This is a genomic window from Grylomicrobium aquisgranense, from assembly GCF_033971865.1.
GTDB classification, from domain to species: Bacteria; Bacillota_I; Bacilli_A; order Erysipelotrichales; family Erysipelotrichaceae; genus Bulleidia; species Bulleidia massiliensis.
The window spans coordinates 75,285-100,261 of sequence record NZ_JALBUR010000002.1 but is presented as its reverse complement, the minus strand read 5'-3'; the positions used below and the strand labels follow the sequence as shown (position 1 = coordinate 100,261).

Sequence of the window (24,977 nt, the reverse complement as noted above, 5' to 3'; positions counted from 1 at the left end):
CTGATCAATGATTAATATCGACATCGTTGAACAGCTTGTTCCAAACGTTTACACGATGATCGTTCAGCTCTGCTCCACACTCGTTCTGTTTTTACTCATGAAGAAATTCCTGTGGAAGTCCGTCAAGAAGTTCATGAATGCCCGGGAAGAGAAGATGCAGTCAGATCTGGCTGCCTCTGCTCAGGCAAAGCAGGATGCCCTTGGCGATCGCCAGAAGGCATTGAGCGAACTCCAGGAAGCTTCTTCCCGCAGCAAGCAGATTGTGGACGCTGCCGTACAGCAGGCCAAGGATGAAAAGACAAACATCCTTGCACAGGCAAATCAGGAAGCTGATGCGGTCAGAAAGAAGGCCCAGGAACAGATTGAATCCGAGCGTCAGGATATGTACAGGTCCATGCAGAAAGAAATGGTCGATGTGGCGATGGCCGCAGCCGGCAAGCTCATTGGTGAAAAGAGCAATGAGGAAATGGACCGCAAAGCCGTTGACGCTTTTGTAAAGGAAGCAGCCGGCAATGAGCAGTGAAGTCGCTGAAAGATACGGCACAGGTCTGTTCGAGCTGGCATGTGAAGACAATACCGTTGAAAGCAAGAAGGAACAGGCAGAAACACTTCTTGATACATTAGAACAGAGTGATGAACTGCTTTTATTCCTGCAGGCTGTCAAAGTTACGAACGAAGAAAAGAAAGATACGGTTGTGGAAATCTTCAAAGATACACTGGACAAGGACATGATCAACCTGATCAGGCTGCTTGTCGACCGCGACCGTACCTGGTATCTCAAGGATATTCTGCGTGTGTATATCGGTCTTGCCGATGAGAAACTCGGCATCCAGAAAGCAGAAGTTTACTCGGCCCGCAAACTGAGCAAAGAAGACCTGCAGCGCATCGCAGATGCCATTGGTAAAAAACAAAACAAGAAGATTATTCTGCGCAACATTGTGGATCCATCCCTGATTGCCGGCATCAAAGTCAAAGTTGGCAATACCGTGACGGATATCACCATGAAGAGCCAGATTGAAAATCTCAGACAAGCATTACTGAAAGGAGGCAACGCATGAAACAGCTGCGTCCGGAAGAGATCAGTTCCCTGATCAAGGATTCCATCAAGAACTATGACAGCCGCATTCATTCCGATGATGTTGGCTATGTCATCAGTGTCGGTGATGGCATTGCCATGGTCCAGGGTATCGATAAAGCTATGTCATCCGAACTGCTGGAATTCCCGCATGGCGTCATGGGTATGGTACAGAACCTCGAAGAAGACCATATCGGTGTCGTCTTGTTTGGCGATGATTCCCTGATTCATGAAGGTGATGAAGTACACCGCACCGGCAGAATTACAGAAGTACCGGTCGGTGATTCCATGCTGGGCAGAGTCGTCAATGCCCTTGGCATGCCTATTGATAACAAAGGTCCCATCAACACAACCAAGACCCGTCCGGTAGAAAGAGTCGCGCCTGGCGTCATGACCAGAAAATCTGTATGCCAGCCGCTGATGACAGGTCTTAAGATTATTGATTCCATGATTCCGATTGGCAAAGGCCAGCGTGAATTGATCATTGGTGATCGTGAAACCGGTAAGACTGCCATTGCAGTTGATACCATCATCAACCAGAAGGGCAAGAACGTTTACTGTATCTATGTCGCGATCGGCCAGAAGGAAAGCACCGTAGCCCGTATGGTACAGAAACTGCGTGAGACCGGTGCCATGGACTACACAGTTGTCGTTAACGCAGGCGCTGCTGAAAGTGCACCGCTGCAGTACATTGCACCATATGCAGGCTGTGCCATTGGTGAGGAATGGATGGAACAGGGCAAGGATGTCCTGATCGTCTATGATGACCTCTCCAAGCATGCAGTTGCCTACCGTACGATGTCCTTACTGCTCAGACGTCCTCCGGGAAGAGAAGCCTATCCTGGTGATGTCTTCTACCTGCACAGCAGACTGCTGGAAAGAGCTGCCAAGCTCTCGGATGCCCTGGGCGGCGGTTCTTTGACGGCACTGCCGATCATCGAAACCCAGGCAGGTGATATCTCTGCCTACATTCCGACCAATGTGATTTCCATCACCGATGGTCAGATCTTCCTGCAGACAGATTTGTTCGCTTCCGGTGTCAGACCGGCCGTTGATTCCGGCCTGTCCGTATCCCGTGTCGGTTCCAGTGCCCAGACCAAGGCAATGAAGAAAGTATCCTCATCCCTCAAGCTGGATCTGGCCCAGTACCATGAAATGCTGAGCTTTGCCCAGTTTGGATCTGATCTGGATGCCAATACCAAGAAGATCATTGAACATGGTGCCAGAGTGACAGAACTGCTCAAACAGCCGCAGTATCAGCCGATGTCCATGGCAGATCAGGTATTGTCCCTGTACTCTGCCAGGAAAGGTCAGCTGGATCAGGTGCCAACCGATCAGGTTGCCGCATTTGAAAAAGCCATGCTCAGATTCTTCCATGACAAGCATGCCGATCTTGTCAAAGAGATCGAGGATACGGAAGACATCAGCAAGGAACTTGATGCAAAGCTGAGTGCTGCTATGGATGAAGCCCTGCAGCATTTCCAGCTGCTTAAGGGAGTCGCTGCATGAGTCAGTCCAAACAGGCCCTGCGGTCCCGGATCAAATCGGTCAATTCGACCAAGAAGATTACCCGGGCCATGGAAATGATTGCCAACGCCAAGCTTTTCAAGCAGAGAAACAAGATGGAAAGCAATCGTGAATATGCCCAGCGCCTGCAGGACACCGTCAATGAGATTGTCACCAAGAACAAAGGAATCGACAATCAGTTCATGAAGCCCAGAACTGCCAAAGCAGTCTACTCCATCGTATTCTGCTCTGACCTTGGTCTTTGCGGCGGCTACAATGGCAACATTACCCGCTATGTTGAGACCTATCTGAACAAAGAAGATCCGCTGATCCTGATCGGCACCTCATTGTTCCATATTCTGCAGGAGAAAGGCTTCCATCTGCTCAATGACAAGCCGATTTCCAGTGATCACATGGATTTCATGACTCTCAAGGGCTATGTCGAAGATGGCGTGAAGCAGTATCAGGCAAACAAGGTTGGCAAAGTTCAGCTTGTCTATACAAAGTTCATCAATACGATGACTTTTGTGCCTGCTGAAGATGTCCTGCTGCCATGTGAAGTCAAGGAAGACCAGCAGGTCAAAGAAAACAAGAACCACGTCGAAACATTGTTTGAGCCGGATCCGGATACGATTCTGGATGCACTGATTCCGATGATGATCGCCGATGTTGCCTATTCTGACTGGATGGAGAGTACAACCAGTGAGCAGGGCAGCCGCAGGGTTGCCATGAAGACGGCAACAGACAATGCGAATGATCTTTCTGACAAGCTGCTGCTGGCTTACAACAAGGCAAGACAGGCGGCGATCACGCAGGAGATTACTGAAATCGTCAGCGGATCACAGGCCGTCTGACAAGAAAGAAGGAAAAGATGGAAAATACTGGAAAAATCGTACAGGTCATCGGACCTGTCGTAGATATTCGCTTTCATCCGGATCATTTGCCTTCCATCCGCAATGCAATTCATATCAAGATGGGTGACAAGGAAATGACCTGTGAAGCAGCCCAGCATATCGGCGATGATATCGTCCGCTGTATTGCCATGTCTTCCACCGACGGCCTTGTCCGCGGCATGGAATGCATTGATACCGGCAATCCAATCGAAGTGCCGGTAGGTGATGAAGTACTGGGCAGAATGTTCAACGTCCTTGGTGAACCGATTGATGGTCTGGGACCGGTCAATGCCAAAGAGCATCTGCCGATCCACCGTCCTGCCCCGACCTTTGCCCAGCAGCAGACATCCAGTGAAATTCTGGAAACCGGCATCAAGGTCATTGACCTGCTGTGCCCGTATGCCAAAGGCGGTAAGATCGGTCTGTTCGGCGGTGCCGGTGTCGGCAAGACCGTATTGGAACAGGAGCTGATTCATAACATTGCGATCGAGCACGGCGGCCGTTCCGTCGTTGCCGGTGTTGGTGAAAGAACCCGTGAAGGCAATGACATGTACTATGAGATGAAGCAGTCCGGCGTCTTGAAGAACACCGTGCTTGTCTATGGCCAGATGAATGAATCTCCGGGTGCCCGTATGCGTGTTGCTCTGAGTGCACTGACCATGGCAGAGTACTTCCGTGATGAAGAACATCAGGATGTGCTTCTGTTCATCGATAACATCTTCCGTTTCACCCAGGCTGGCTCGGAAGTATCTGCTCTGCTTGGCAGAATGCCTTCAGCCGTTGGCTATCAGCCAACCCTGGCAACCGAAATGGGCCAGCTGCAGGAACGTATCACATCGACCGACAAAGGATCCATTACATCCGTGCAGTGTGTCTATGTGCCTGCCGATGACCTGACCGACCCTGCGCCGGCTGCTACTTTCACCCATCTGGATGCCAGACTCGTTCTGGATCGTTCCATTGCTGCACTGGGTATTTACCCGGCCGTAGATCCGCTGCAGTCCAGTTCCAGAATGCTGGATCCGCTGGTAGTTGGTGAAGAGCATTACGAAACAGCCAGAAAGGTTGTTGAGATTCTGCAGAGATACAAGGAGCTGCAGGATATCATTGCCATCCTTGGCATGGAAGAACTTGGTGAAGAAGACAAGCGTACCGTCAACCGGGCAAGAAGAATCCGTAACTTCCTGTCTCAGCCGTTCTATGTTGCTGAACAGTTCTCCGGCCTGCCGGGTGTCTATGTCAAGGTTGAAGATACGATTCGTTCCGTCAGAGCAATTCTTGATGGCAAGTACGATGATCTGCCGGAACAGGCTTTCCTGTCTGTTGGCACCATTGAAGATGTCGTCAGGAAGGCAGAGAGTCTGAAATGAGTACGCTGCACGTGAGGATTGTCACCCCGCATGGTCTGTACAAGGAATTTGATACAGAGATTCTCAATGTGCAGACAAATGATGGTGATCAGGGCATCCTTGCCCATCATATGCCGCTGGTGACAATGCTGAAGATTGGTAAGATGTCGACGGTGGAAAATGGCAAGCGTGAAGAATATGCCGTGGCCGGAGGGCTTCTGTATTTCCGTGACAACACGGCTGAGATTCTGACCGATGCAATCGAAAGCAAGGACGAGATCAATGTTGACAGAGCCGAAGCTGCTAAGAAAAGAGCAGAAGAACGGCTTGCCTCCAAGGATCCTAACATCGACATGAAGCGGGCCCAGGCAGCACTCGCCAAGGCGCTCAACCGTCTGGAGCTGACACACACGAAATGATCAGACGCTACTATAAATCTGTCATTTCCCTGAAAGCAGCACTCAGACAGACCATCAATGCACTGCTTGTCTTCCTGTTTGCCTATCTGACCTTCCATACCGGCACTAAAACATACTGGTATCTGGGCGTGATCACTGGCATCACGTTGATCATCCAGATCATTCTGACTGAGATCAAAAAAGCTTCCACAACAAGAAGCCTGCACCAGGTGAAACATGCGGACCAGTATTATGATGAAGGTGCCATGCTTGGCAAATCATTCTTCCTGGAAGACAGAATTCTTCTTTGCACAGGTAAGATCCAGGTGAAAGAATATCCATCCAACGGATGGACAAAGGTGCAGATCAAGCCGGGCAAAAAAGAAACCATGCAGGTAACACTGCAGGGCAGTGAAAACATCACATTCACTGTCGATAATAAACTGCAGGCGGAAAGGCTTGCAGCTTTCCTGAAGAAAAGAAACAAAGAAATTACCATTGATGGGATTGCACCAAAGGGAAATGGAACCCTGCAGGAATTAAAGAATGAATGAAGAACACCAGCTGATATGAATTGGCTGGTGCTTTTTCTTATAATAAAAAGCCCCCTCAGTTTCCTGAGGAGGTGAAAGGGGAAGGTGATATGTTTTACTTGTGATTACTTTTGAAGCATGATGGCATGTATATAGTTGTATGCCATGTAGAGGCAGCCTGCTAAGACAACGAAGGAACCAATGATCATCACAATGGAAGACTTCTGCATGAACATGTAGACAACCAGCAGGATGCCAAATGCCAGGTACAGAACCATCAGCAGTATTGCTTTTGGCTTTGTGTAGGACTGGGCAACGGCTTCTGCCAGGGTGTGTCTTCTTTCTGGCTTGAAGTTTTCGATGTGGGACAGGTTCTGCAGCCATTTGCGGTAGCGGAATTCCAGCAGGATGTACAGGATGACACCGACAATCAGCGGCATCTTCCATGAATTGACAAACGAAGCCAGAATCATGAAGACAGCAATCGCAATGGCAATACGGTTATGATACAGGCTGTAGGCACTCCTGTCAGACGGCTTGAGAAGATAGCCGGTACCGGTACGTTTGACATACATAACCGTCTGTCCCTTATCATTCTTATAAATGTTCAGGCCGGCAATTTCATCATTGGAATTGCTTTTATTTCCCATTCCTGTTTTTTTCTTATCTGACATGAGCTTCTCCTTCTAATCTTACATTCAGAACTGCGGAACGCCCTTGCAGTATGTTTCCTCAACAGAGTAATCATCGTTGAGAACAACAAGGTCTGCATCATAGGCTGCAGCAATCTTGCCGATGTGGTCATTGAGACCAAGCAGGGTTGCCGGGTTGATGGTGCAGCTGTTCAATGCGGCATCAAACGGCACCAATGCCCTGGTAACCAGATTCTTAAGACCATCGCACATCCACATCGTGGAACCAGCCAGACCCTTTGTCTCGGTCAGATGGGCACTGCCATCCGGATAGATTTCAATCTCGTGGCCGCCGAACATGAACTTGTCACCCGGCTTGAATCCCTTTGCCATCAGGGCATCGGAAATCATGATACCATGATCCTTTCCCTTGCTGGTGAAGAAAATATTCAGTGCTTCTGGTGTGGAATGGTTGCAGTCACAGATGACTTCACTGTACAGATCATGCAGACGAAGAGCGGCTCCGGTCACGCCATTGGCACGGTGGTTGAACGGTGACTGTCCGTTATATGTATGGGTAATGGACTTGGCACCATTAGCAACAGCCAGAATTGCTTCCTGGAAGGTAGCACCGCTGTGGCCGATGGACACAACCACACCATTTTCACTGCAGTATCTTGTCAAGGCATAATCCGGATCATGTTCCGGTGCCAGGGTGATGATCTTGATCAGACCGTTGGCAGCTTCCTGATATTCCTTGAACTCATCCACAGACGGCGGCACGATTGCCTCCGGCGGTTGGGCTCCCTTGTACTTCATATCCAGGTACGGACCCTCGAAATGAATACCGAGGATATCAGCACCATCTCGGCCTGCCTCAAAGTCTTTCTTGACGGCAGCCACATTCTTGACGGCCTTCATCAGTACCGGCTTGAGCTCCGTGATCGTTGTGGACATGAAGCCTGTAACACCTTCATGCACAATGCCCTTGGCCCACTTCTTCAATCCTTCCGGCTCTGCATAGTTGGTATCGTATCCATAGGCACCATGGCAGTGAATGTCAATGAAGCCCGGTACGATACGCAGATCGCCATAATCCTTGTCTGCCGGTTTTGTGTTGATCGGATAGATTTCTGTAATCTTTCCATCGTTAATTTCAATTTCTGCAGGGATGAAATCACCGCAGATCCAAACATGTGTACTCTGAATCAGCATAAATAATCTGATCTCCTTTCTTGTTTTCTGGTTTGTACTTATAAGATATCACGTGATGTAAGCGCTTGAAATCGATATGCTTACACTTTTCGGTTATCCTTTTATCGTTTTCAACCGAAACGTTCCATACCGGTATCGCACATGATATCATCCGGTTGTAAGAAGTAAGGCAAGGAGGAAAAAATACCTTATGACAATATTTGGTTATACAGAAGAAGATCTGCAGAACAAGAATGCAATCTTTACCGCCACAGAGATTCACCAGCAGCCGGATACCTGGGAGAAGACAGTGAAGCAGATTGCGTCCATGAAGGATGAGATCAAGGCTTTCATCTCCAAGGTCACAAGCCAGCCCGACTATGACATCATCATGACTGGTGCTGGTACATCTGAGTTCGTCGGCAATGCACTGTTCTCTTATCTGAACAGACTGACAAACTATAAGGCAAAGAGCTTTGGCTCCACAGACCTGACACCGACACCTGAGAACTATGTCAGTGCCCACAAGCCAACCCTGCTGATCAGCTTCGGCAGATCCGGTGATTCTCCGGAGTCCATTGGCGCCATTCAGTCTGTTGAGGCTGTTAATGACAATGTTTACCATCTGTTCATCACCTGCAACAAGGATGGTGCTCTGAGCAAGAGAGCTGCCCAGGAAGGTGACAGATGCCTGGCGATTGACCTGACACCGGAGACACTCGATAAGAGTTTTGCAATGACATCTTCTTTCTCCAATATGTATCTTGCCTGCCTGCTGTGCTTCAGCCTGGACAACCTGGATGAAACAGCAGCCAAGGTCAGGGAAGTCACCGAAGCAGCCAGAAAGCTGGTTGATACCGACTGGAAGGAAATGCTGAAGGTTGATGAAACATACGGCTATGACAGAATTGTATATCTTGGCACCAACTGCCTGAAGGGTGTTGCCCAGGAGTCTGCGCTGAAGATGCTGGAGCTGAATGCCGGCAGAATCGTAACAATGTATGATACACCGATGGGATTCAGACATGGTCCGAAGTCCATTGTGAATGACACAACTCTGAATGTTGTCTATCTGTCTGATGGTGCTTACCAGAGACAGTATGAGATGGATCTGGTCAGAGAGCTGGCTTCCCAGCGCAAGGGCGACAAGGTTATGGTTGTCTGCAACACGCCTTGTGAAGAAGCAGAAAAGCTTGCGGACTACTACTATTGCTTTAACACATCCGCAAAGGACAATGTGTTCCTGGGCCTGGAGTATGTTGTTGTGGCACAGCTGATTGCCATCTTCCGTTCTCTGCAGAACAAGATCACACCGGATAATCCGTGCCCGACAGGTGAGGTAAACCGTGTCGTCAAGGGTGTTACACTGTATCCGTACCACAAATAAGATTGGGAGAAATCATCGATGATTGGAATTGTAGTAACAGGACACGGACACTTTGCCACTGGTCTGGCAAGTTCTGTCAAACTCATTGCCGGTGTACCGGAAAATTTTGTACCAGTTGACTTTGAAGAAGGAGACAGCTCTGAGGATCTTGCAAAGAAACTGACAAATGCCTTTGATTCTCTTTCCAACTGCGAGGATGGCATTCTGGTCTTCACGGATCTGGTTGGGGGATCTCCGTTCAAGATTTCAGCCGAGCTTTCTGTCACACAAAAAGACAAATATCATCTGGCTATCCTTTCCGGCAGCAACCTTGGCATGGTCATTGAAGCCAATATGTCCCGCCAGTTCATCACAGATCTGAATCAGCTCGCTGACAGCACTGTGGAAACAGGCAAAGATCAGGTCATTCACTACGTCTACAGCGAATCAAAGAATGATGAGCCTGCAGATGACGAAGACGGTATCTGAGTGAAACCACGAAGTCTGGCTGAAAAGTCAGACTTTTTGTTATGCTTGAAATACAGCTGATCAAGGAGGAAATGTGATGCATACATATATCATTGGCATCGATGGCGGCGGTACCAAGACCATCTATGCCCTGGCAGATGAAACAGGCAGAATTGTTGAGACAGTGTCTTCATCATCAATTTCCTATCATGAATATGGCATGGATGCCATCATTGCAAGAATCAAAGATGGCATCGGGAACATGTGCAGGAAAGCAGGTGTTCAGACAAAAAACATTGCCATCATTGCGGCAGGCATTCCGTGCTTTGGTGAAAATGCTGCTGCCGACAAACAGATCAAAGAAAAGCTGAAATGTTATCTGCCGTGTCAATGGATTCTGGTCAATGATGCCGTTGTTGGATTCTATGGGGCACTTGGCGGCAAAGCAGGCATCAATGTGGTGGCAGGGACAGGGTCCATTTCCTATGGACAGGATGAAAATGAAAATCAGGCCAGAAGCGGCGGCTGGAGTGATCTGGTTGGAGATGAAGGCAGCTGTGCCTGGATTGGCAAAAAGGGCATGGAACTGTTTTTCAGGGAAGCAGACGGCAGAATGAAAGCAGGAGCGCTTCTGCGCATTGTGCGTCACAAATATCAATTGAAAGAGGATACGGATTTTATTGCAATTGCAGAGAAAGACATCTTTCCAAACCGTGCCAATACAGCAGCATTTCAACAGGTTGTATTATCTGCTGCAAAACAGGGAGACACGGAAGCAGCCAAACTCTATCAGCAGGCCGCTTACGAATTGTTTCTGATGGCAGACAGTGTCAGAAGACAACTGCATTTTGAAACAGGAAATATACCGGTATCGCTGACAGGCGGGCTGCGCCATGCTTTGGATTTTGTGCTGCCTTCTTTTGTGCAGGCATTACAGCAGCATGGTATGTCATATCAGGATCCTGTAAAAGAGCCATATGAAGGTGCTGTCATCCTGGCTCTGCAGCATCTTTATGTTTCTCACGGATCTTCTGACTGCATGGACAAGCGATGTCAGTAAACGTTCAGGCATGAACATTCATGCATACTCATGCCATATGATGAACTTTTCCTTTATGTAAACAAAAAAATAAATGCATGCATTGATATGCCTTACATCATACAGGTTTTTCTATTTTCGGATGATAAGCCGACGGAGAAAGCATGGTATATATTAGCCATCATGAGTTCATCATAAGGCATCAGTGATGCCGACAGAATGAATGATGGCAAGCAGCGTCTTCTGGGAAGGGGCATCGTTGTTCCCTTCGCTGTGTTTGTAACCAGACAGATGGAACAGCACAAGGCAATAGAGTTTTCATCATTGAAAAAACACTGTACGCATCTTAAGCACACGATTGCATGTGCAGAATGAATACAGTGTTTTGTTTTTTGCTCACTCAGACATCTTTGACATCATAGATGCGGCGTGCATACTCACTTGGTGTGACACCAAACTGCGCTGTGAATTTGCGGGAGAAGTAGTGGATGCTGTTGTAGCCGACCATGGCGGCAATCCCTGAGATCGTATGCTTGCCAGAGCGGATCAAGATGCGGCTGCGGGCAAGCTTGGCATCATTGATATACTGCTTCGGAGATACTTTCAGGTTGTTTTTGAACAGGTTCTGCAGGGTGCTGCGTGAGATGGAGAAGCGGCTACAGACCTGATCGATCGGCAGTGGTTCGTTCAGGTGGGTGTTGATATAATCCACGATTTCTTCTACGAGACGTTCTTCATGGTGCTGGGCAATCGGTGATGTCGGCATGACTTTGCTGGTCTCTTTGGAGTCCATCTGCATGGCAATGATCAGATAGTGCAGGGAAGCAATCATGGCATCGTTGTGAAATTCACTCTTGTCATCTGTTGCTTTGACAAAGTCGTTGACATCGACAAGCAGTGCTCGTGTCAGTGGAATGACTCTGTTCAGCATCAGATCGTCATGGATGCCGGAAGCACGGAAGATGATTGTAAGATAAGAACATGATTCTTCGGATGTGATGCGCTGGTCATGGTACTGTCCGGGTCCATAGAGCATACACTGGTTGGCTGCGATCTGATAGGTCTTTGTATCGACGGTTGTTTCCAGGGTGCCCTGGTCGACATAGGTGAATTCATAGTAGGAATGTACTTCGCCATCGAAGACATAGCCCGGGCGCTTGACCATGTAGTAGACGGCAACGATTTCATCGATGCTGAGATGGGGTGAAATGTAGTTGTAGCGGTAGGGCTGGGGCAATGTGAATGCATCGCTTTTGGAACTGGCATGGACGTACAGGTTGTAGGAGATACTGCCGTACATGGACATAGGGACCAGAGCGAAGTAGACGTGGGCGTTGATCTTGACGGAGCGGTGCAGGGCGAAGCTTTCAATGTTGTCGATGCGTGGATCATTGACGACCCGCAGCATGCCCATACCATCAACTGGTTCGATGTACACTGGCATGTCATAGGCGATCATCTGATACACAGTGCCGTCTCTTTCGACGTGGGAGGTTTTGATCATGTCTGTTTTAGACAGATATGACTTGGTGACGATACCATACTTCAGATAACTTGTACTTGTTGTTTTGCTAAACATAACCAATACCGAAAAGTGCAACTTTCGTGATGAATATAACACACGAATCCCACAATGTATTCATTTCCAGCAATAATTTTTGACAATTTACCGAAATTTACACATCAAGTCATAAAAATTATAAAGACTTAGTAAACGCTTTCATGTATCTTGAAACCAGAAAGAGCGACCAGTTGACCGGAAACTCGTTCTAAAAAGTAATAATGCTTGATAGAAAGGAGAGAATTCACATGCCTGATATTGTATTGTGCAGAATTGACAATCGTCTGATTCATGGACAGGTAGCTACGCAGTGGTCTGGATCTATTGGAGCTAATCTTCTGCTGGTTGCAAATGATGAGGTGGCTGGAAACAAACTCCGTCAGGGGTTGATGGATATGGCTGCTCCGTCATATGCCCAGACAAGATACTGGACATTGGATAAGACAATTTCCACGATTCATAAGGCATCTCCGAAGCAGCATATCTTCCTGATATGTGAGACGCCGGAGGATGTACTGAAGCTGGTTGAAGGCGGCGTTCCGATTAAAAAGGTCAACATCGGAAATATGCATATGGCGGAAGGTAAGCGCCAGGTGGCTGGCAGTGTTGCTGTCAACGATGAGGATGTTGCCGCATTCAAGAAACTGCGTGATCTTGGGGTTGAATTAGAGATTCGCAGAGTACCACAGGAGCCTGCTGAAGACATTAATAAGCTCTTCAAGTAAGCCATTCATTATTGTTTTGCAAAGATTCATCACATTTAAATCATTGGAAAAGGAGAGAATTCATCAATTATGCAAATCGTATTGTTAGCGATTGTAACCTTCATCTTCGCGATTGACCAGTTCTCCCTGACAGAGCTGTTGTATCGTCCGATTATTGCCTGCCCGATTATCGGTGCAATTCTGGGCGATGTAAAGACCGGCCTCGTTGTAGGTGGAACCTACGAGCTGATGATGGTTGGTAACATGCCTGTCGGTGGAGCGCAGCCTCCGAATGCAGTTCTCGGTGGCATCGTCGCCATGATCTTTGCCGTTAAGTCTCAGCTGGATGTCGATACAGCGCTGGGTCTGGCCGTTGTCTTCTCAATCTTCGGTCAGTATGCAGTTACTCTGACATTCACCATCACTTCTGGTCTGATGTCCAAGGCTGATGAGGCTGCTGACAAGGCAGATCCTGCCGGAATCACAAAGGTCAACCTCATTGCTATGTGCTTCCTTGGTGTTCTGTTCGCAATCCTGGCTGTCGTTGCTTATGTTGGCGGCGAAGCAGCTGGTACTGCTCTGAACAACTTCTCTAACAGCAGATACTTCAGCTTCGTCATGGGTGGTCTTGGCGCAGCCGGCGGTATGATGAGATATACCGGATTTGCAGTATTGCTGAAGATCATGCTCGCTGATGACATGTGGGGTATTTACCTGGCAGGTTTCGCTGCTGCTGCACTGTTCGGAAACGTCGAGGCAACAAGCGGTGCTACCCTGATCCTGGTTGCCTTCATCGGTGTTGCAATTGCTCTGTATGACTACAACACAAATGTAAAGATTAAGAATTTGCAGAACGCAGGAGGAGACGAAGATGGCATCTGAAGCACTGGTATATGAGGATCGTACACCCGCTCCTCAGCTTGACAAAAAGACGCTGAACAAAATGGTCTGGAGATCACTCATGCTGCAGGCATCCTTCAACTATGAAAGAATGCAGGCTGCTGGCTGGCTCTGGTCAATTCTCCCGGGACTGGAAAAGATCCACACAAATAAGAAGGATCTTGCCACTTCCATGAAGCATAACCTGGAATTCTTCAACACCCATCCGTTCCTTGTTACATTCGTTATGGGTATTGTCCTTTCCATGGAACAGAATAAGGCTGACATCAACTCGATCCGTGCCGTACGTGTTGCTGCAATGGGTCCTCTGGGTGGTATCGGTGATGCCCTGTTCTGGTTCACACTTGTTCCGATTACTGCTGGTATTACTGCTAACATGGCAATCAACGGCAGTGTCGCCGGACCAATCATCTACTTCCTGATTACCTTCGGTGTGCAGATGGTTCTCCGTTACTGGTTGATGTACATGTCCTATGACATGGGCACAAAGGCCATTGAAGTTCTGACTGCTAATGCACGTGAGTTCACACATGCTGCTTCTCTGCTGGGTGTCTTCGTTGTCGGTGCTCTGACCTGCAACTATGGCGCTACAACACTGGGCATGGAAATCGCCAATGGTGATACGCCGATCGTTATCCAGGATAAGCTGAACAGCATCCTGCCGGCAATGATCCCGCTGATCCTCACTCTGATGTGCTATAACCTGATCAAGAAGAAGGGCTGGAGCCCGACAAAGTGCATCCTGCTTCTCCTTGCCATCGGTATCGTCGGATGTGCATTCGGTATCTGGTCCGGTACTTACACAGCACTGGTTCCGGTTCCTTGGCATAGCTAATTCCAAGAGGGAAAGTAAGAACACCTTCGGGTGTTCTTTTCTTATCCCTGCATAAAAAAACAACTGCTTATGCAGCAGTTGTATCAGAATGATCGTCATCCTGTGATTCCGGCGCGTGATTGGCAGAACGCTCTTTATCCGCGTCTTCCTTCTCCTGTTTCAGCTCATTCATTTTCTTCTGGTATTCATCATAGTAAATGTGCTGAACATCATCACTCAGCGGAACCTCATAGTCTTTCTTCTTTCTTGCCTGGCTCAGAAGTCTGGCTTTGCGTACCTCATAGTAAATGACAACGCATGCCAGGATGAGAATGGCAACAACAGCAGATGAGTTGTTCATACGAATTGCTCTCCTTATATAATTAAGAAACTGCTATGATAATAACACAAGAAAACACGATCATATGACCGCTGGAGGATATATTTTATGAAGTGGGGTTTATTTGCAATTTTACTGATTATTGGTCTTGCACTGTATCTTGCCTGGACCTTCTTCTCCCAGAGAGAAGCGGCTGTTTTGTCCATTCTGCTGTACCGCAATGGTGATGCGGATGGCTTTCTCAAAGAGCTGAATACAGCCAGCGCTAAATTCTTCTTTTCCAAGAAGCTGCGCGTATTGATGGCCATTGATGCCTACATGATGAAGAACGATGATGAAGCACTGGCAAAACAGTTTGAAAAGGCCGATGCCTACAGACTGCGGGCTGCGGACAGACTGCTTGTGCTGCAGAAGGAACTGACATGGCATGTTGGCAGAACTGAGATTGATCTTGCCAAAAAGGATTTTGAAGAGATGTCCAGGATCTATGATCATGATCTTTCCAAGAAGCAGAAGAAGACGCATGAAGAGATGATGCGGGAAGCGGATTATACCAATGCGATTCACATTGAGAAAGATGGCAAGTATGCACATGAGTTAATGGAACGTGCTAAGAATATCAAGGATGATATACCGTGTGGCGTGACATACTACAAGGCTGCCCAGTCCTATTATCTCAAGGGTGATAAGAAGCAGTGCCAGCTTGCATTGGAAAAGGCGGAGCCAAAGCTTCGCAAGACAAGCTATCATGATCTGATCCAGAAAATGCTTGATAACAAGAACTATGATCAGATCCTGAGCATGAAGATCTAAGTAAATGAAAATCAGTACCATTTCCCTGTTGGAAACGATACTGATTTTTTTGGTGTCAGAACTTGATCTCTTCCTGATGAGAAGCGAACAGATACTCATCTACAGTATGAATGACTCTGTCCTTGACAATGGATACCGGGTCATTGTGAAGCTTTCCTTCTCTGACCTTGGTATAGGCAATCGGGGCAAACTGTGAGAGTACACCCAGCGGAACGCCATCTTTGAAGTTCTCAAACAGCTTTTCCTGGGCCGCAACAACTTCCGGCTGCGGCATGTAGTAGCGGCAGCGGTCAGAGAACGAGAACTTTCTCTTATACGCAATCTCAGCCGCAGTGCCATGATAATGATGGGCATAGTACTTCGGATCCTTTGTCATGGCTTCATCGAGCACTTCCATAAAGTGGGACTGTTTTTCAGGCTGATCCTTATACACTTCCTTCTCGGCATAGGCCAAAGCAAACAGGCCTTCTCTCATCGCAAATGTCAGGCCAGGTCCAACCTTGAGAATACCGACACCATCTTCAACCAACTCTCTTAATGCATACTTTGTCTGATAGTCAGTGGAATGTCCTTCAAACACAAAGCTTGGGTATTCCTTGATGGAAGCCATCAGATCTACTGCCTTGGATCTGTCATACGGTGTGCAGCCGGCATCTTTCTCTTCAACACCAGGCTGAACAACAAAGCCGATGACCTGTTTCCAGGCTTCATCCAGGCCATGTTCATGGAAGGACTTCTCAAAGATATTTACGGTGTTTTTGAAGTCTTCTACCTTGGTGACCTGCAGACCGGTATCGACCGCCTGCTGGGATCCGCCCGGAATCGGTACTTCAGAGCCAACGATGTATACCGGATGAATGGCATCCGGATTCTTTTTCAGCAGTTCCTGATAAGCATTCTCTGCGACAACAGCCAGTTCTGCCCCTCTTCTGGAAATGACTTCATCCGACAGTCTTGTGTCAGGATCATCCGAAGCAACCTTCATCGATGTATCGATATGGATCTTGGTGAAACCGGCCAGGACAAACTGACGGATCAACTTAGAAGCCTCTGCCATTGCCTTTTCTTCATCATAATGTGCGAATGTCAGCGGACCCAGATGGTCGCCGCCAAGAATGATCTGGCTCATTGGCAGATCTTCCTCGGCTGCCAGCTTCTTGATGAATTCCATGAAGTCTGCCGGCTTCATGCCTGTATAGCCGCCGTACTGATCAACCTGGTTTGCAGTTGCCTCAATGAGCAGAATTGTGTTTGTTTCCTTTGCCCGCTGCATGCATGCGCGCAATGTTAAGCCATTGGATGTGCAGGCACTGTAAATACCAACCTGCTTGCCTGCTTTCTGCAGCCTGACAATATTCTTTAATGGATTTTCCTTTACCATAAAAGCAAATATTCCTCCTGAAATCATTATACGGGAAAGAATTGTCACTATCCGCCACAGCGTGTATACATTTGCACATTGCAAAAGGAAAAATCAGTTGAAAATGGCACAGACACATGAGCCCTCGAAGTCATATTTCTTATCGATGATCCTGTTCTGCATTAATGTCAGCCGGAAGAAACGCTATCTCTGATTTCGCCTGATTAACAGAACCGTCAGATCATTGACATTGGTACCGGTAGGACCTGTTTTGATCAGAGTACCCGCAGCCTGTAAGGCATGATAGCTGTCATTATCAGAAAGAATGTCAGGGATGGAAATTCCTTTCTCCTGCATCAGTTGTGCCGTATGTTCATCCACCATACCCCCAGCCGCATCACTTGGCCCATCCGTGCCATCTGAACCAATGGAAAAAAGACATGTATCATGACATCCGGACAAGCCTTCACATGCTGATAAAGCCAGCTCCTGATTCCGTCCGCCCAGACCTTTACCAGTCAGATGCACAACGGTTTCGCCGCCCAGAATATATGCCAGTGAAACCGGGCTGTCCTGATGATCCCGGGCAATTGCCGACAGGAACCTTCCTGCTTCCCTGGCTTCACAGTCCAAAGAAGATGTCAGATAGATGGGCGTATAACCAAGTCTTTTGCATTCCTCCTCAGCACTTTGACACAGCTGTTTCACACTGCCAGTGACGATGCTTTCCACATTCCATAACGCTTTTGGTGTTTCTTCCTGCAATGCTGCAATTGCATCATCAGACAGGGTGAGATGGTATTTGTTTACAATTGCCATCGCATCCTGGCAGGTATGGGGATCCACAGCGGCTGGACCGGACGCAATGGCATCCAGGGGATCGCCAATAATATCAGACAGAATAATCGCGTACACATGGGCTGGCTGGCACAGCTGGCCGAATCTGCCTGCCTTCACACCGGACAGGTGCTTGCGGATGATATTGATTTCCTGGATATCTGCTCCACAGGCAAGCAGCTGGCTGGTGATATCCTGCAGTTCAGGAAGGGGAATGATCGGATCCTCAAACAGGGCACTGCCGCCGCCGGAGATACAGAAGATGACAAGATCATCCGGCGATAAATCAGAAACCAGCTTCTCGGCCTTCTTTGTGGCAAAGATACTGTGCTGATCAGGCACAGGGTGGCCTGCTTCCAGACATTTGACATGGGTGATATCACCTTTGACATGGCCGTACTTGGTGATACAGACACCTTTGCTCAAGCTCTCACCAAGCTGCTTTTCAACGGTCTCTGCCATTGTCCAGGCAGCTTTGCCAATTGCCACAAGCACAATTTTTCCAGTTACTTCCGGCATCTTCTTTAAGGCAGAAATGACAGCCTGATCAGGCTGGGCATCCTGCAGTGCTTTCTTCATAATCTGCTGTGCATCTTCTTGTATTGTTCTCATCGTACAGTCCTCATTTCTATTGTATGACACCAGTGTTTGCGGCAGGTAAAAACACGATGAAATTGCATGCATGATTTTGAAGAGGATTTATTTGATCATAATCGTCTTCAATTTGATCAAATTAATCGAAATGATCAAATTGAAGTGTCGGTGTACTGATATACTGTGGATGAGATGTCATTACTTACACTTGTCATAGAAAGCCGGAGATACTGGCAGAATTCGCTGCTTTCACGGGAAGAGATCCAGCAGAAGAGTCTGGATGGTTTTCATCATGTGCTTGTGCATGCCTATGATCATTCAGCGTTTTATCATGATCTGTACAGCAGAGCGGGACTGAAAAGAGATGATCTTTTTGAGATTGCACCAGTCGATGTGCCAGTGATGGCAAAGCAGGATGTGATCGATCATTTTGAAGAGATTGCCACTGTTCCAGTCCATCATACAGCAGATGGCTGGAAGGCGTCCCATGGTGCCATGGTGATTCATTCTTCTGGTTCTACGGGAACACCGACGCCGTTTGTTTATGGACGTGGAATGATGACGGCAATTGAGGCAAACTTTGTCAGACTGGTCAACAGAGGCGGCATGAACCGGATTGCCTGGTATGATCTACCGATCAAAAACATCCATGCGGCATCGGTTGGCTCCGGTTATGCCAGTACGTTATTGTTAACAAGCGGGTTGAAGAAATATCATGTGAACTGCATTGTGGTGAAAGCTTCTGATCCTTTGGACGAATGGGTCAGTAAGATCGGTGCTTTCCAGCCGCAGTTTCTTTCCGGCTATCCATCCTGTGTGGCGATTCTATTGAAACTGCAGAAAGAGGGCAGGATTCATCTTGCCCCAAAGAAAATCATCATCGGCGGTGAACCAGTCACGAAAGAACAGATGCAGGCTCTGTGTGATACATTCCATGCGGATGTGATCAATTACTACGGCAGCTCTGAATCCATCCTGATTGGTGCCGGCGGAAGCTGGTATGACGGCATGTATTTGTTTGATGATCTGAACTATGTTGAGGAAGATTCCATGCACAGACTGATTCTGACAACCCTGCACAATCCGGAATTTCCTTTGATTCGCTACCGCATGAATGACATCATGACCGGCTTTGACAAAGGCTATGATGGCGTATTGCCGTTTACGCATATTGATGGCATTGCCGGCCGTGTGGAGGATACTCTCTGGTATGACAATGAAGAAGGAAAGCCTGATTTCCTGCATCCACTGATGCTGGATGATTTATATGTGGAAGGCGTATCTGCCTATCAGTATGAAAAGACAGGAAAAGAGGAACTGACCGTGTATTGTCTGACAGATCAGGATCATCAGAAAGTACAGGTGGAAGTAAGAAAACAGGTTGGAAAAATGCTGGCAGAGAAAAAGATGCGCAACATCAGAATTCGAACTGTATTTCCGGAACAGTTATATCGGAATCCGGTATCAGGCAAGACGGCCATGATTGTAAATCGCAGCAGATGAGGCAGAATCTGAAAAGATATCAGGATTCTGCTTTTTCATGCTTTCATGTATTCTGGAATATTCCGTGTATTTGGGACAATCATTGTGTTCTGATGGATGCGGAAAATGTGGATCATCGTATAAAGTTATAGATATGAATAAAGTTATAGATATGAATAAGGTACAGAAAGACAATGTTGGAATTCCTGGTGATGTGACTGTGGGACATGCACATGTTCATGGTCACTATCATTCACCTGAAGAAAAGAAAAAGCAGCTGAATCGTCTTGCCAAGGCGAGCGGGCATCTGACCCATGTGAAAACGATGATTGAAAACGATGAGGATTGTTCTGAGGTATTGATGCAGCTGGCGGCCGTAGAGTCTGCTCTGCATAGTCTTGGCAAAGAGATCATCAATGAACATCTGACACACTGTATTACCCATGCGATTGAGGATGGCGATACAGAGGCAATCGAAGAATTCAAGAAGGCAATATCAAAGTACATGTAAGTAACCCCCACCCGGGTTGTGAGTAATTCCCATTTTTCATACAATGTAAGCACATACAGAAAAAGGGGAGAATACAATGCATATTCCGGAGAATTATCTTTCACCTGCCACGTGTGCCGTTATGGGGGCAGCAATGGTACCAGTATGGGTACATGCTGTGCGCAGGGTAAATCGTGATCTGCCAAAGGAGAAGATGCCGCTGCTTGGGGTTGGAGCGTCCTTTTCCTTTCTGAGCATGATGTTCAATGTACCACTGCCGGGCGGAACAACCGGTCATGCCGTAGGCGGCACATTGATTGCAATCTTATTCGGACCAGATGCGGCCTGCATTGCAATCTCCATTGCTCTGCTGCTGCAGGCAGTGATCTTTGGTGACGGCGGTATTTTATCATTTGGCGCCAACTGCTTTAACATGGCCTTTGTGCTGCCCTATGCAGGATATGGCATTTATTCGCTGATCCAGAAAGCATCAGGAAAGAAGGACCGGCATGGCATCAGCTATGCCGCTGCTGCGATTGGCTCCTATGCAGGCATTAATCTTGCGGCATTATGCACAGCCATCGAATTCGGCATCCAGCCCATCCTGTTTCATGACGCAGCCGGCAACGCTCTGTATTGTCCCTATGATTTTTCCGTTTCCATCCCGGCTATGATGATTCCCCATCTGCTTGTTGCAGGCATTGTGGAAGCTGCTTTTACAATTGCAATTCTGGCCTTTGTCAGAAAGACATCACCGGATCTGCTGTATGGTGATGACACAAAGACACACACAAAATCTCGTGTGCCGCTGTTTGCTCTGACTGCCATTTTAATTGCGGCATCACCGTTGGGCCTTCTTGCCCAGGGAACAGCATGGGGAGAATGGGGTGCAGATGAGATCTCAGCGATTGTCACAAATGGAAAAACACTCGGTTATACACCGCAGGGGTTATCAAAAGGGTGGACATTGCAGGCCTTACTGCCGGATTATGCAGTTTCCGGCTTCAATGAGATTATCGGCTATATCCTGTCTGCCATCATAGGAACAGCTTTGCTGATTATTTTTTTCAAACTGCTTTCCATTCCTGTGAAGAAAAAGGAAAAGTATGCTGCCTGAATGGATGCAAAAAGAAGATGATTACCATCCGGAAAAGGATGGCAGCCGTTTCGTTATTTCTACGATCAAAACCATTGGCTGTGCCATGGCACAGATCCGTGTTCAGCATGGCCATGAAAAAGGGCGGACACTGCCGCCTGTTTTCAAATTGTGCCTGCTGTTGATCCTGATCCTGTCCGTGTCCATTACCCAAAGCAGAATCCTGCTCATGGCATTTGCTGCCATGATCCTTGGATATCTTTGCACATGGCCTGCAAAAGATATTCTGCCTGTTGTCAAAGCCAGCAGCAGGGCATCGCTGCTTGCATGTTTGCTCTTGCTGCCGGCAATGCTGATGCGTCCAACCCTGATCCCCAACGATCTTTTCATCATTTCCAAAGTGTTTCTCTGTGTCAGTGCACTTGGGATCTATAATCACACAACCCAATGGAATCACATCACCACAGCACTGCGAAAGCTCCATCTGCCTGCCGTCTTCATCTTCACGCTTGATCTCACCCTGAAATACATTGTTCTGCTGGGAAGCCTGATCAATGATCTGCTGACTTCTGTGCAGCTTCGCTCGGTGGGAAAAAATCAGAAGAAGTACAATTCCATTGGCGGTGTCATGGGCATCACATTTGTGCGCGGATCAGAAATGAACCAGCAGATGTATGAAGCCATGCAGTGCCGCGGCTTTACAGGCGATTATAATGGACTGTGATATGTGCTTGATGGAACTGAAAGATATTACCTTTGCATACAGTGAAGATGAACCGCCGGTGCTGGAACACCTCAGCTTTTCACTTGGCAAAGGAAGATGCCTGGCGGTGGAAGGTGCCAATGGTGCTGGTAAGACAACCTTGTTCCGGTTGCTCAACGGCCTGTCCTTTCCCCAGGATGGCACTTACTTCTTTGATGGTGTACAGATTGATCAGAAATACCTGAAAGACCAGCAGAAAGCCAAAATGTTTCATAAACGGATCGGCTATCTGTTCCAGAACCCGGATGTGATGCTGTTCAATGGCAGTGTGTATGATGAGATTGCATTTGGGCCAAGGCAGATGGGACTGTCAGAACGTGATGTCAGAGAAAGAACAAATGACTGTCTGAAACTGTTCCATCTGGAAGCACTGGCAGACAAGGCACCGTATCATCTCAGCGGCGGTCAGAAGAAACGGGCAGCACTGGCAGCGGTTATGTCATTGAATCCGGAGGTATTGATCCTGGATGAACCATTTGCCTCTCTTGATCAAAAGACGATTGAACATCTGGAGACATTCCTGCTGGATCTTAAAGCTGCCGGCAGAACCATTCTGCTGGCAGACCACCAGAAAACATGTATAGAAAAACTGGCAGATGACGTATTGAAGCTGCCGCAGAGAACCGAAGAATAATGCAGGCAGAATATGAATTCTGCTGTTCTTTCTGGCATTGCATGAAAAACCTGCTATCATAGCAGGGCTGAAATGACAGAAGGAGATGGGCATGAAGAAACTGGTGATCTTTGATGTGGATGGTTTACTGCTGAATACGGAATTTATCTGGCAGAAGATCTGGAATGAAGTGGGCAAGAGGAATCATGTGCCGGCGTTTGGGCCATTATTTCATAAAGCGGTTGGCACCAATGGCGATATGGTCATGAATATGCTTCGAAAAGAACTGCCTGCTTTGACTTCTGATGAGATTGACAAGCTGCGGGATGATGTTTTTGCACTGGGAGATGTGCAGATGGACCGTGATCTGTCTTTGATGCCGGGTGCAAAGGAGCTGCTTGCCTGTCTGGAAGAGAAGAAGATTCCGATGGCGGTTGGTACGGCCACATCCCGCATCAAAACGATGGAGCGCTTTGCAAAAATGCAGATCACACAGTATTTTTCCTGCATCGTATGCGGTGATGAAGTGAAAAAGAGAAAGCCAGATCCTGAGATTTATCAGACACTGCTTGCCAAAATGAAAACAGCACCAGAAGATGCACTGGTGCTGGAAGACACATGCTATGGGGTTGAAGCTGCCCATCGCGCCGGTATTGATGTCATCATGGTGCCCAGCATCAATGCACCGACTGGCACTGACAGACAGCGTGCCTGTGCCATCCTCGACAGTCTGTATGATGTCCACAAGCTGATCAGCTACGGAACCATCCAGCTTATGCCAGCACACTCTTCTGGCGAAGCTGCACTTTGACTTTCTTCTTCTTGATCGTCAGTCCTTCCAGCAATGGCAGGACTTTTTCTCTGGGCAGAAAGATGATGACAGCACAATAGCGGTCCTGCAACTGCAGCCGGCCGATCTTTTCAAACGGCATCCTGGCACACAAAGCACCAATCACATCCTTGATTCGGATACCATCTTTTTTGCCAAGCAATAGCAAAATTTCCGTAGCATCCACGTTTTCTGCTGCTGCTTTTGCAATTGGCCGGGAAAGATCACCGGCCTGATTCCGGATCTGATACGGTTCTGCGATATCCATGATCTGCTTTCCAACGACACTGTCCTGATCATCCTGATCCAGCAAAGCAATCGTCATGCCGGCTTGTTCCTGATGGCCGGAGCGGCCAGAGCGGTGCAGGAAGGTATCCATATCTACCGGCAGATCATAGTGAATGACTCTGGATATGCTGGTGAGATCCAGGCCCCTTGCGGCCGCATCTGTCGCACACAATACCCGGATTTCACCTTGTTCAAACTGATGCAGTGTATGCAGGCGCTTTGCCTCATCAAAGTAGGCAGAAAACGGTGCCGCAAGAATCTCATGATGAGACAAAACATCACAGATTGTATTGGCATCCGAACGATGATTCACAAATACAATGGCCTGCTGGATGCCGTCTTCGTGCAGCAGTTCCAACAGTGTCTCTTTCTTATTCTGGGTAAGGATGTCATAGGCTTTGATGTTTTGGCTGAGCTTTGCCTCATCCAGAATCACTTCTTCATAAGGCTCTGGCAGAAAGGATTTGACATCCTCATGCAGCGTCGCGGAAAACACAGCACGCTGCCCTTTCACCTGCTCAAGAATCTGCTTTGTCTCTTCACTCTGGCCAGTGCCTGCCATCATGTCTGCTTCATCAATGATTGTCAATGTGACGCTCTTCAGGTTCAGCCTGTTCTGATGAATCAGATCCAGCAGCCTGCCTGGTGTGCCAATCACCAGTTCAGCTCCTTGTTTCAAGAGATTTTCCTGCTGTTCAATCGGCATGCCGCCAATCAGGCAGGCCGTATGAATGCGTGTATACAGGGAAAGCCGCTGAGCCGTCTGTTCCACCTGCACCGCCAGCTCCCTGGTCGGGGCCAGTACAAGCACCTGGGTCTCTCTGTTTTCCTTGATGCAATCCAATGCAGGCAACAGATACGCCGCGGTCTTGCCAGCTCCGGTATGAGCCTGGACATAGAGACTTTTTCCCTGCTTCAATAACGGAATGCATTTCTGCTGAATCGGCCGCAAGTTTTTCATGCCGCAATGCACCATTGCTTTTTGCAGTGCTTCTTTTGCAATCATCGTATCGCTCATAATCCTAGTGTAGCCTTTGTGC

The 24,977-nt window shown here is 47.9% G+C and carries 27 protein-coding genes; 20 read left to right on the top strand and 7 right to left on the bottom strand.

Features of this window, described 5'->3' with window-relative positions; translation table 11 throughout:
• The first annotated feature begins 7 nt into the window (after positions 1-7).
• The 7 genes from atpF to MOZ60_RS01565 are packed head-to-tail and all read left to right on the top strand — an operon-like array spanning position 8 to position 5,775.
• Positions 8-523, top strand: coding sequence for a F0F1 ATP synthase subunit B (gene atpF, locus MOZ60_RS01595; protein ID WP_108774584.1), 516 nt, complete (start codon positions 8-10; stop codon positions 521-523).
• Positions 513-1,058 carry an ATP synthase F1 subunit delta gene (gene atpH / locus MOZ60_RS01590; RefSeq protein ID WP_108774583.1) on the top strand — a complete coding sequence of 182 codons (546 nt, stop codon included), beginning with the start codon at positions 513-515 and terminating at the stop codon, positions 1,056-1,058. Before atpF ends, atpH begins: the two co-directional genes overlap by 11 nt.
• Entirely contained in the window at positions 1,055-2,584 is a 1,530-nt protein-coding gene (gene atpA / locus MOZ60_RS01585) for a F0F1 ATP synthase subunit alpha (RefSeq protein WP_370595404.1), read from the top strand. The genes atpH and atpA overlap by 4 nt, the downstream gene beginning before the upstream one ends.
• Positions 2,581-3,435: an ATP synthase F1 subunit gamma gene (gene atpG, locus MOZ60_RS01580; protein ID WP_370595403.1), complete on the top strand. Its 855-nt coding sequence runs from the start codon at positions 2,581-2,583 to the stop codon at positions 3,433-3,435. Before atpA ends, atpG begins: the two co-directional genes overlap by 4 nt.
• A 17-nt stretch (positions 3,436-3,452) precedes the next feature.
• Complete coding sequence (gene atpD, locus MOZ60_RS01575; RefSeq protein ID WP_277009755.1) at positions 3,453-4,844, top strand: F0F1 ATP synthase subunit beta; 1,392 nt, start codon at positions 3,453-3,455, stop codon at positions 4,842-4,844.
• Positions 4,841-5,242 carry an ATP synthase F1 subunit epsilon gene (gene atpC / locus MOZ60_RS01570; protein WP_277634997.1) on the top strand — a complete coding sequence of 134 codons (402 nt, stop codon included), beginning with the start codon at positions 4,841-4,843 and terminating at the stop codon, positions 5,240-5,242. The genes atpD and atpC overlap by 4 nt, the downstream gene beginning before the upstream one ends.
• Complete coding sequence (locus MOZ60_RS01565; RefSeq protein ID WP_370595402.1) at positions 5,239-5,775, top strand: hypothetical protein; 537 nt, start codon at positions 5,239-5,241, stop codon at positions 5,773-5,775. The genes atpC and MOZ60_RS01565 overlap by 4 nt, the downstream gene beginning before the upstream one ends.
• A 104-nt stretch (positions 5,776-5,879) precedes the next feature.
• Here MOZ60_RS01565 and MOZ60_RS01560 read toward each other — a convergent pair whose 3' ends face one another.
• The gene (locus tag MOZ60_RS01560; protein ID WP_370595401.1) at positions 5,880-6,428 is read right to left on the bottom strand and encodes a hypothetical protein; all 549 of its coding nucleotides are present in this window, start codon (positions 6,426-6,428) and stop codon (positions 5,880-5,882) included.
• A gap of 24 nt (positions 6,429-6,452) precedes the next feature.
• Positions 6,453-7,601, bottom strand: coding sequence for an N-acetylglucosamine-6-phosphate deacetylase (gene nagA / locus MOZ60_RS01555; protein WP_370595400.1), 1,149 nt, complete (start codon positions 7,599-7,601; stop codon positions 6,453-6,455).
• A 190-nt stretch (positions 7,602-7,791) separates the two neighbouring features.
• On the opposite strand from nagA, the gene MOZ60_RS01550 reads away from it, so the two are divergent.
• The 3 genes from MOZ60_RS01550 to MOZ60_RS01540 all read left to right on the top strand — a co-directional run bounded on the left by MOZ60_RS01550 (position 7,792) and on the right by MOZ60_RS01540 (position 10,474).
• The gene (locus MOZ60_RS01550) at positions 7,792-8,967 is read left to right on the top strand and encodes an SIS domain-containing protein (RefSeq protein WP_277635000.1); all 1,176 of its coding nucleotides are present in this window, start codon (positions 7,792-7,794) and stop codon (positions 8,965-8,967) included.
• A gap of 18 nt (positions 8,968-8,985) precedes the next feature.
• Positions 8,986-9,435 (top strand): PTS sugar transporter subunit IIA domain-containing protein, encoded by a 450-nt coding sequence (locus tag MOZ60_RS01545; RefSeq protein WP_370595399.1) that lies wholly within the window; start codon positions 8,986-8,988, stop codon positions 9,433-9,435.
• 76 nt (positions 9,436-9,511) lie between these two features.
• Positions 9,512-10,474: an N-acetylglucosamine kinase gene (locus MOZ60_RS01540; protein WP_370595398.1), complete on the top strand. Its 963-nt coding sequence runs from the start codon at positions 9,512-9,514 to the stop codon at positions 10,472-10,474.
• A gap of 379 nt (positions 10,475-10,853) precedes the next feature.
• Here the strand turns inward: MOZ60_RS01540 and MOZ60_RS01535 are convergent, their stop codons facing one another.
• Positions 10,854-12,032: a helix-turn-helix domain-containing protein gene (locus MOZ60_RS01535; RefSeq protein ID WP_370595397.1), complete on the bottom strand. Its 1,179-nt coding sequence runs from the start codon at positions 12,030-12,032 to the stop codon at positions 10,854-10,856.
• 230 nt (positions 12,033-12,262) lie between these two features.
• Here MOZ60_RS01535 and agaV point away from each other — a divergent pair, with 230 nt between their 5' ends.
• From agaV to MOZ60_RS01520, 3 genes are all read left to right on the top strand, one after another.
• Positions 12,263-12,739: a PTS N-acetylgalactosamine transporter subunit IIB gene (gene agaV, locus MOZ60_RS01530; RefSeq protein WP_277009313.1), complete on the top strand. Its 477-nt coding sequence runs from the start codon at positions 12,263-12,265 to the stop codon at positions 12,737-12,739.
• Between the two features lie 69 nt (positions 12,740-12,808).
• Positions 12,809-13,600, top strand: a complete 792-nt coding sequence (locus MOZ60_RS01525; RefSeq protein ID WP_277009314.1) for a PTS sugar transporter subunit IIC — start codon at positions 12,809-12,811, stop codon at positions 13,598-13,600.
• A complete protein-coding gene (locus MOZ60_RS01520; RefSeq protein ID WP_277009315.1) occupies positions 13,590-14,453 on the top strand; it encodes a PTS system mannose/fructose/sorbose family transporter subunit IID in 864 nt (287 codons plus the stop codon). Before MOZ60_RS01525 ends, MOZ60_RS01520 begins: the two co-directional genes overlap by 11 nt.
• 67 nt (positions 14,454-14,520) lie before the next feature.
• On the opposite strand, the gene MOZ60_RS01515 is transcribed toward MOZ60_RS01520, so the two are convergent.
• A complete protein-coding gene (locus MOZ60_RS01515) occupies positions 14,521-14,793 on the bottom strand; it encodes a hypothetical protein (protein ID WP_277645190.1) in 273 nt (90 codons plus the stop codon).
• An 87-nt stretch (positions 14,794-14,880) separates the two neighbouring features.
• On the opposite strand from MOZ60_RS01515, the gene MOZ60_RS01510 reads away from it, so the two are divergent.
• Positions 14,881-15,585 (top strand): hypothetical protein, encoded by a 705-nt coding sequence (locus MOZ60_RS01510; RefSeq protein ID WP_370595396.1) that lies wholly within the window; start codon positions 14,881-14,883, stop codon positions 15,583-15,585.
• 55 nt (positions 15,586-15,640) lie between these two features.
• Here the strand turns inward: MOZ60_RS01510 and MOZ60_RS01505 are convergent, their stop codons facing one another.
• Complete coding sequence (locus MOZ60_RS01505; protein ID WP_370595395.1) at positions 15,641-16,966, bottom strand: class II D-tagatose-bisphosphate aldolase, non-catalytic subunit; 1,326 nt, start codon at positions 16,964-16,966, stop codon at positions 15,641-15,643.
• 183 nt (positions 16,967-17,149) lie between these two features.
• Entirely contained in the window at positions 17,150-18,394 is a 1,245-nt protein-coding gene (locus MOZ60_RS01500; RefSeq protein WP_370595394.1) for a glycerate kinase type-2 family protein, read from the bottom strand.
• 174 nt (positions 18,395-18,568) lie between these two features.
• On the opposite strand from MOZ60_RS01500, the gene MOZ60_RS01495 reads away from it, so the two are divergent.
• The 6 genes from MOZ60_RS01495 (at position 18,569) to MOZ60_RS01470 (ending at position 23,631) form a co-directional block, all read left to right on the top strand.
• Positions 18,569-19,879: a phenylacetate--CoA ligase family protein gene (locus tag MOZ60_RS01495; RefSeq protein ID WP_370595393.1), complete on the top strand. Its 1,311-nt coding sequence runs from the start codon at positions 18,569-18,571 to the stop codon at positions 19,877-19,879.
• Between the two features lie 133 nt (positions 19,880-20,012).
• On the top strand, positions 20,013-20,369 hold the full coding sequence (locus tag MOZ60_RS01490; protein ID WP_370595392.1) for a metal-sensing transcriptional repressor: 357 nt from the start codon (positions 20,013-20,015) through the stop codon (positions 20,367-20,369).
• 76 nt (positions 20,370-20,445) lie between these two features.
• Positions 20,446-21,465 (top strand): cobalt transporter CbiM, encoded by a 1,020-nt coding sequence (gene cbiM, locus MOZ60_RS01485; RefSeq protein ID WP_370595391.1) that lies wholly within the window; start codon positions 20,446-20,448, stop codon positions 21,463-21,465.
• Positions 21,455-22,168 carry an energy-coupling factor transporter transmembrane component T gene (locus MOZ60_RS01480; protein ID WP_370595390.1) on the top strand — a complete coding sequence of 238 codons (714 nt, stop codon included), beginning with the start codon at positions 21,455-21,457 and terminating at the stop codon, positions 22,166-22,168. The genes cbiM and MOZ60_RS01480 overlap by 11 nt, the downstream gene beginning before the upstream one ends.
• Before the next feature lie 10 nt (positions 22,169-22,178).
• Complete coding sequence (locus MOZ60_RS01475; protein WP_370595389.1) at positions 22,179-22,841, top strand: energy-coupling factor ABC transporter ATP-binding protein; 663 nt, start codon at positions 22,179-22,181, stop codon at positions 22,839-22,841.
• Positions 22,842-22,932: 91 nt separating this feature from the next.
• Positions 22,933-23,631, top strand: a complete 699-nt coding sequence (locus tag MOZ60_RS01470; RefSeq protein WP_277634484.1) for an HAD family hydrolase — start codon at positions 22,933-22,935, stop codon at positions 23,629-23,631.
• Here MOZ60_RS01470 and MOZ60_RS01465 read toward each other — a convergent pair.
• On the bottom strand, positions 23,594-24,943 hold the full coding sequence (locus MOZ60_RS01465) for a DEAD/DEAH box helicase (protein WP_370595388.1): 1,350 nt from the start codon (positions 24,941-24,943) through the stop codon (positions 23,594-23,596). The genes MOZ60_RS01470 and MOZ60_RS01465 overlap by 38 nt on opposite strands.
• Between the last annotated feature and the right edge of the window lie 34 nt (positions 24,944-24,977).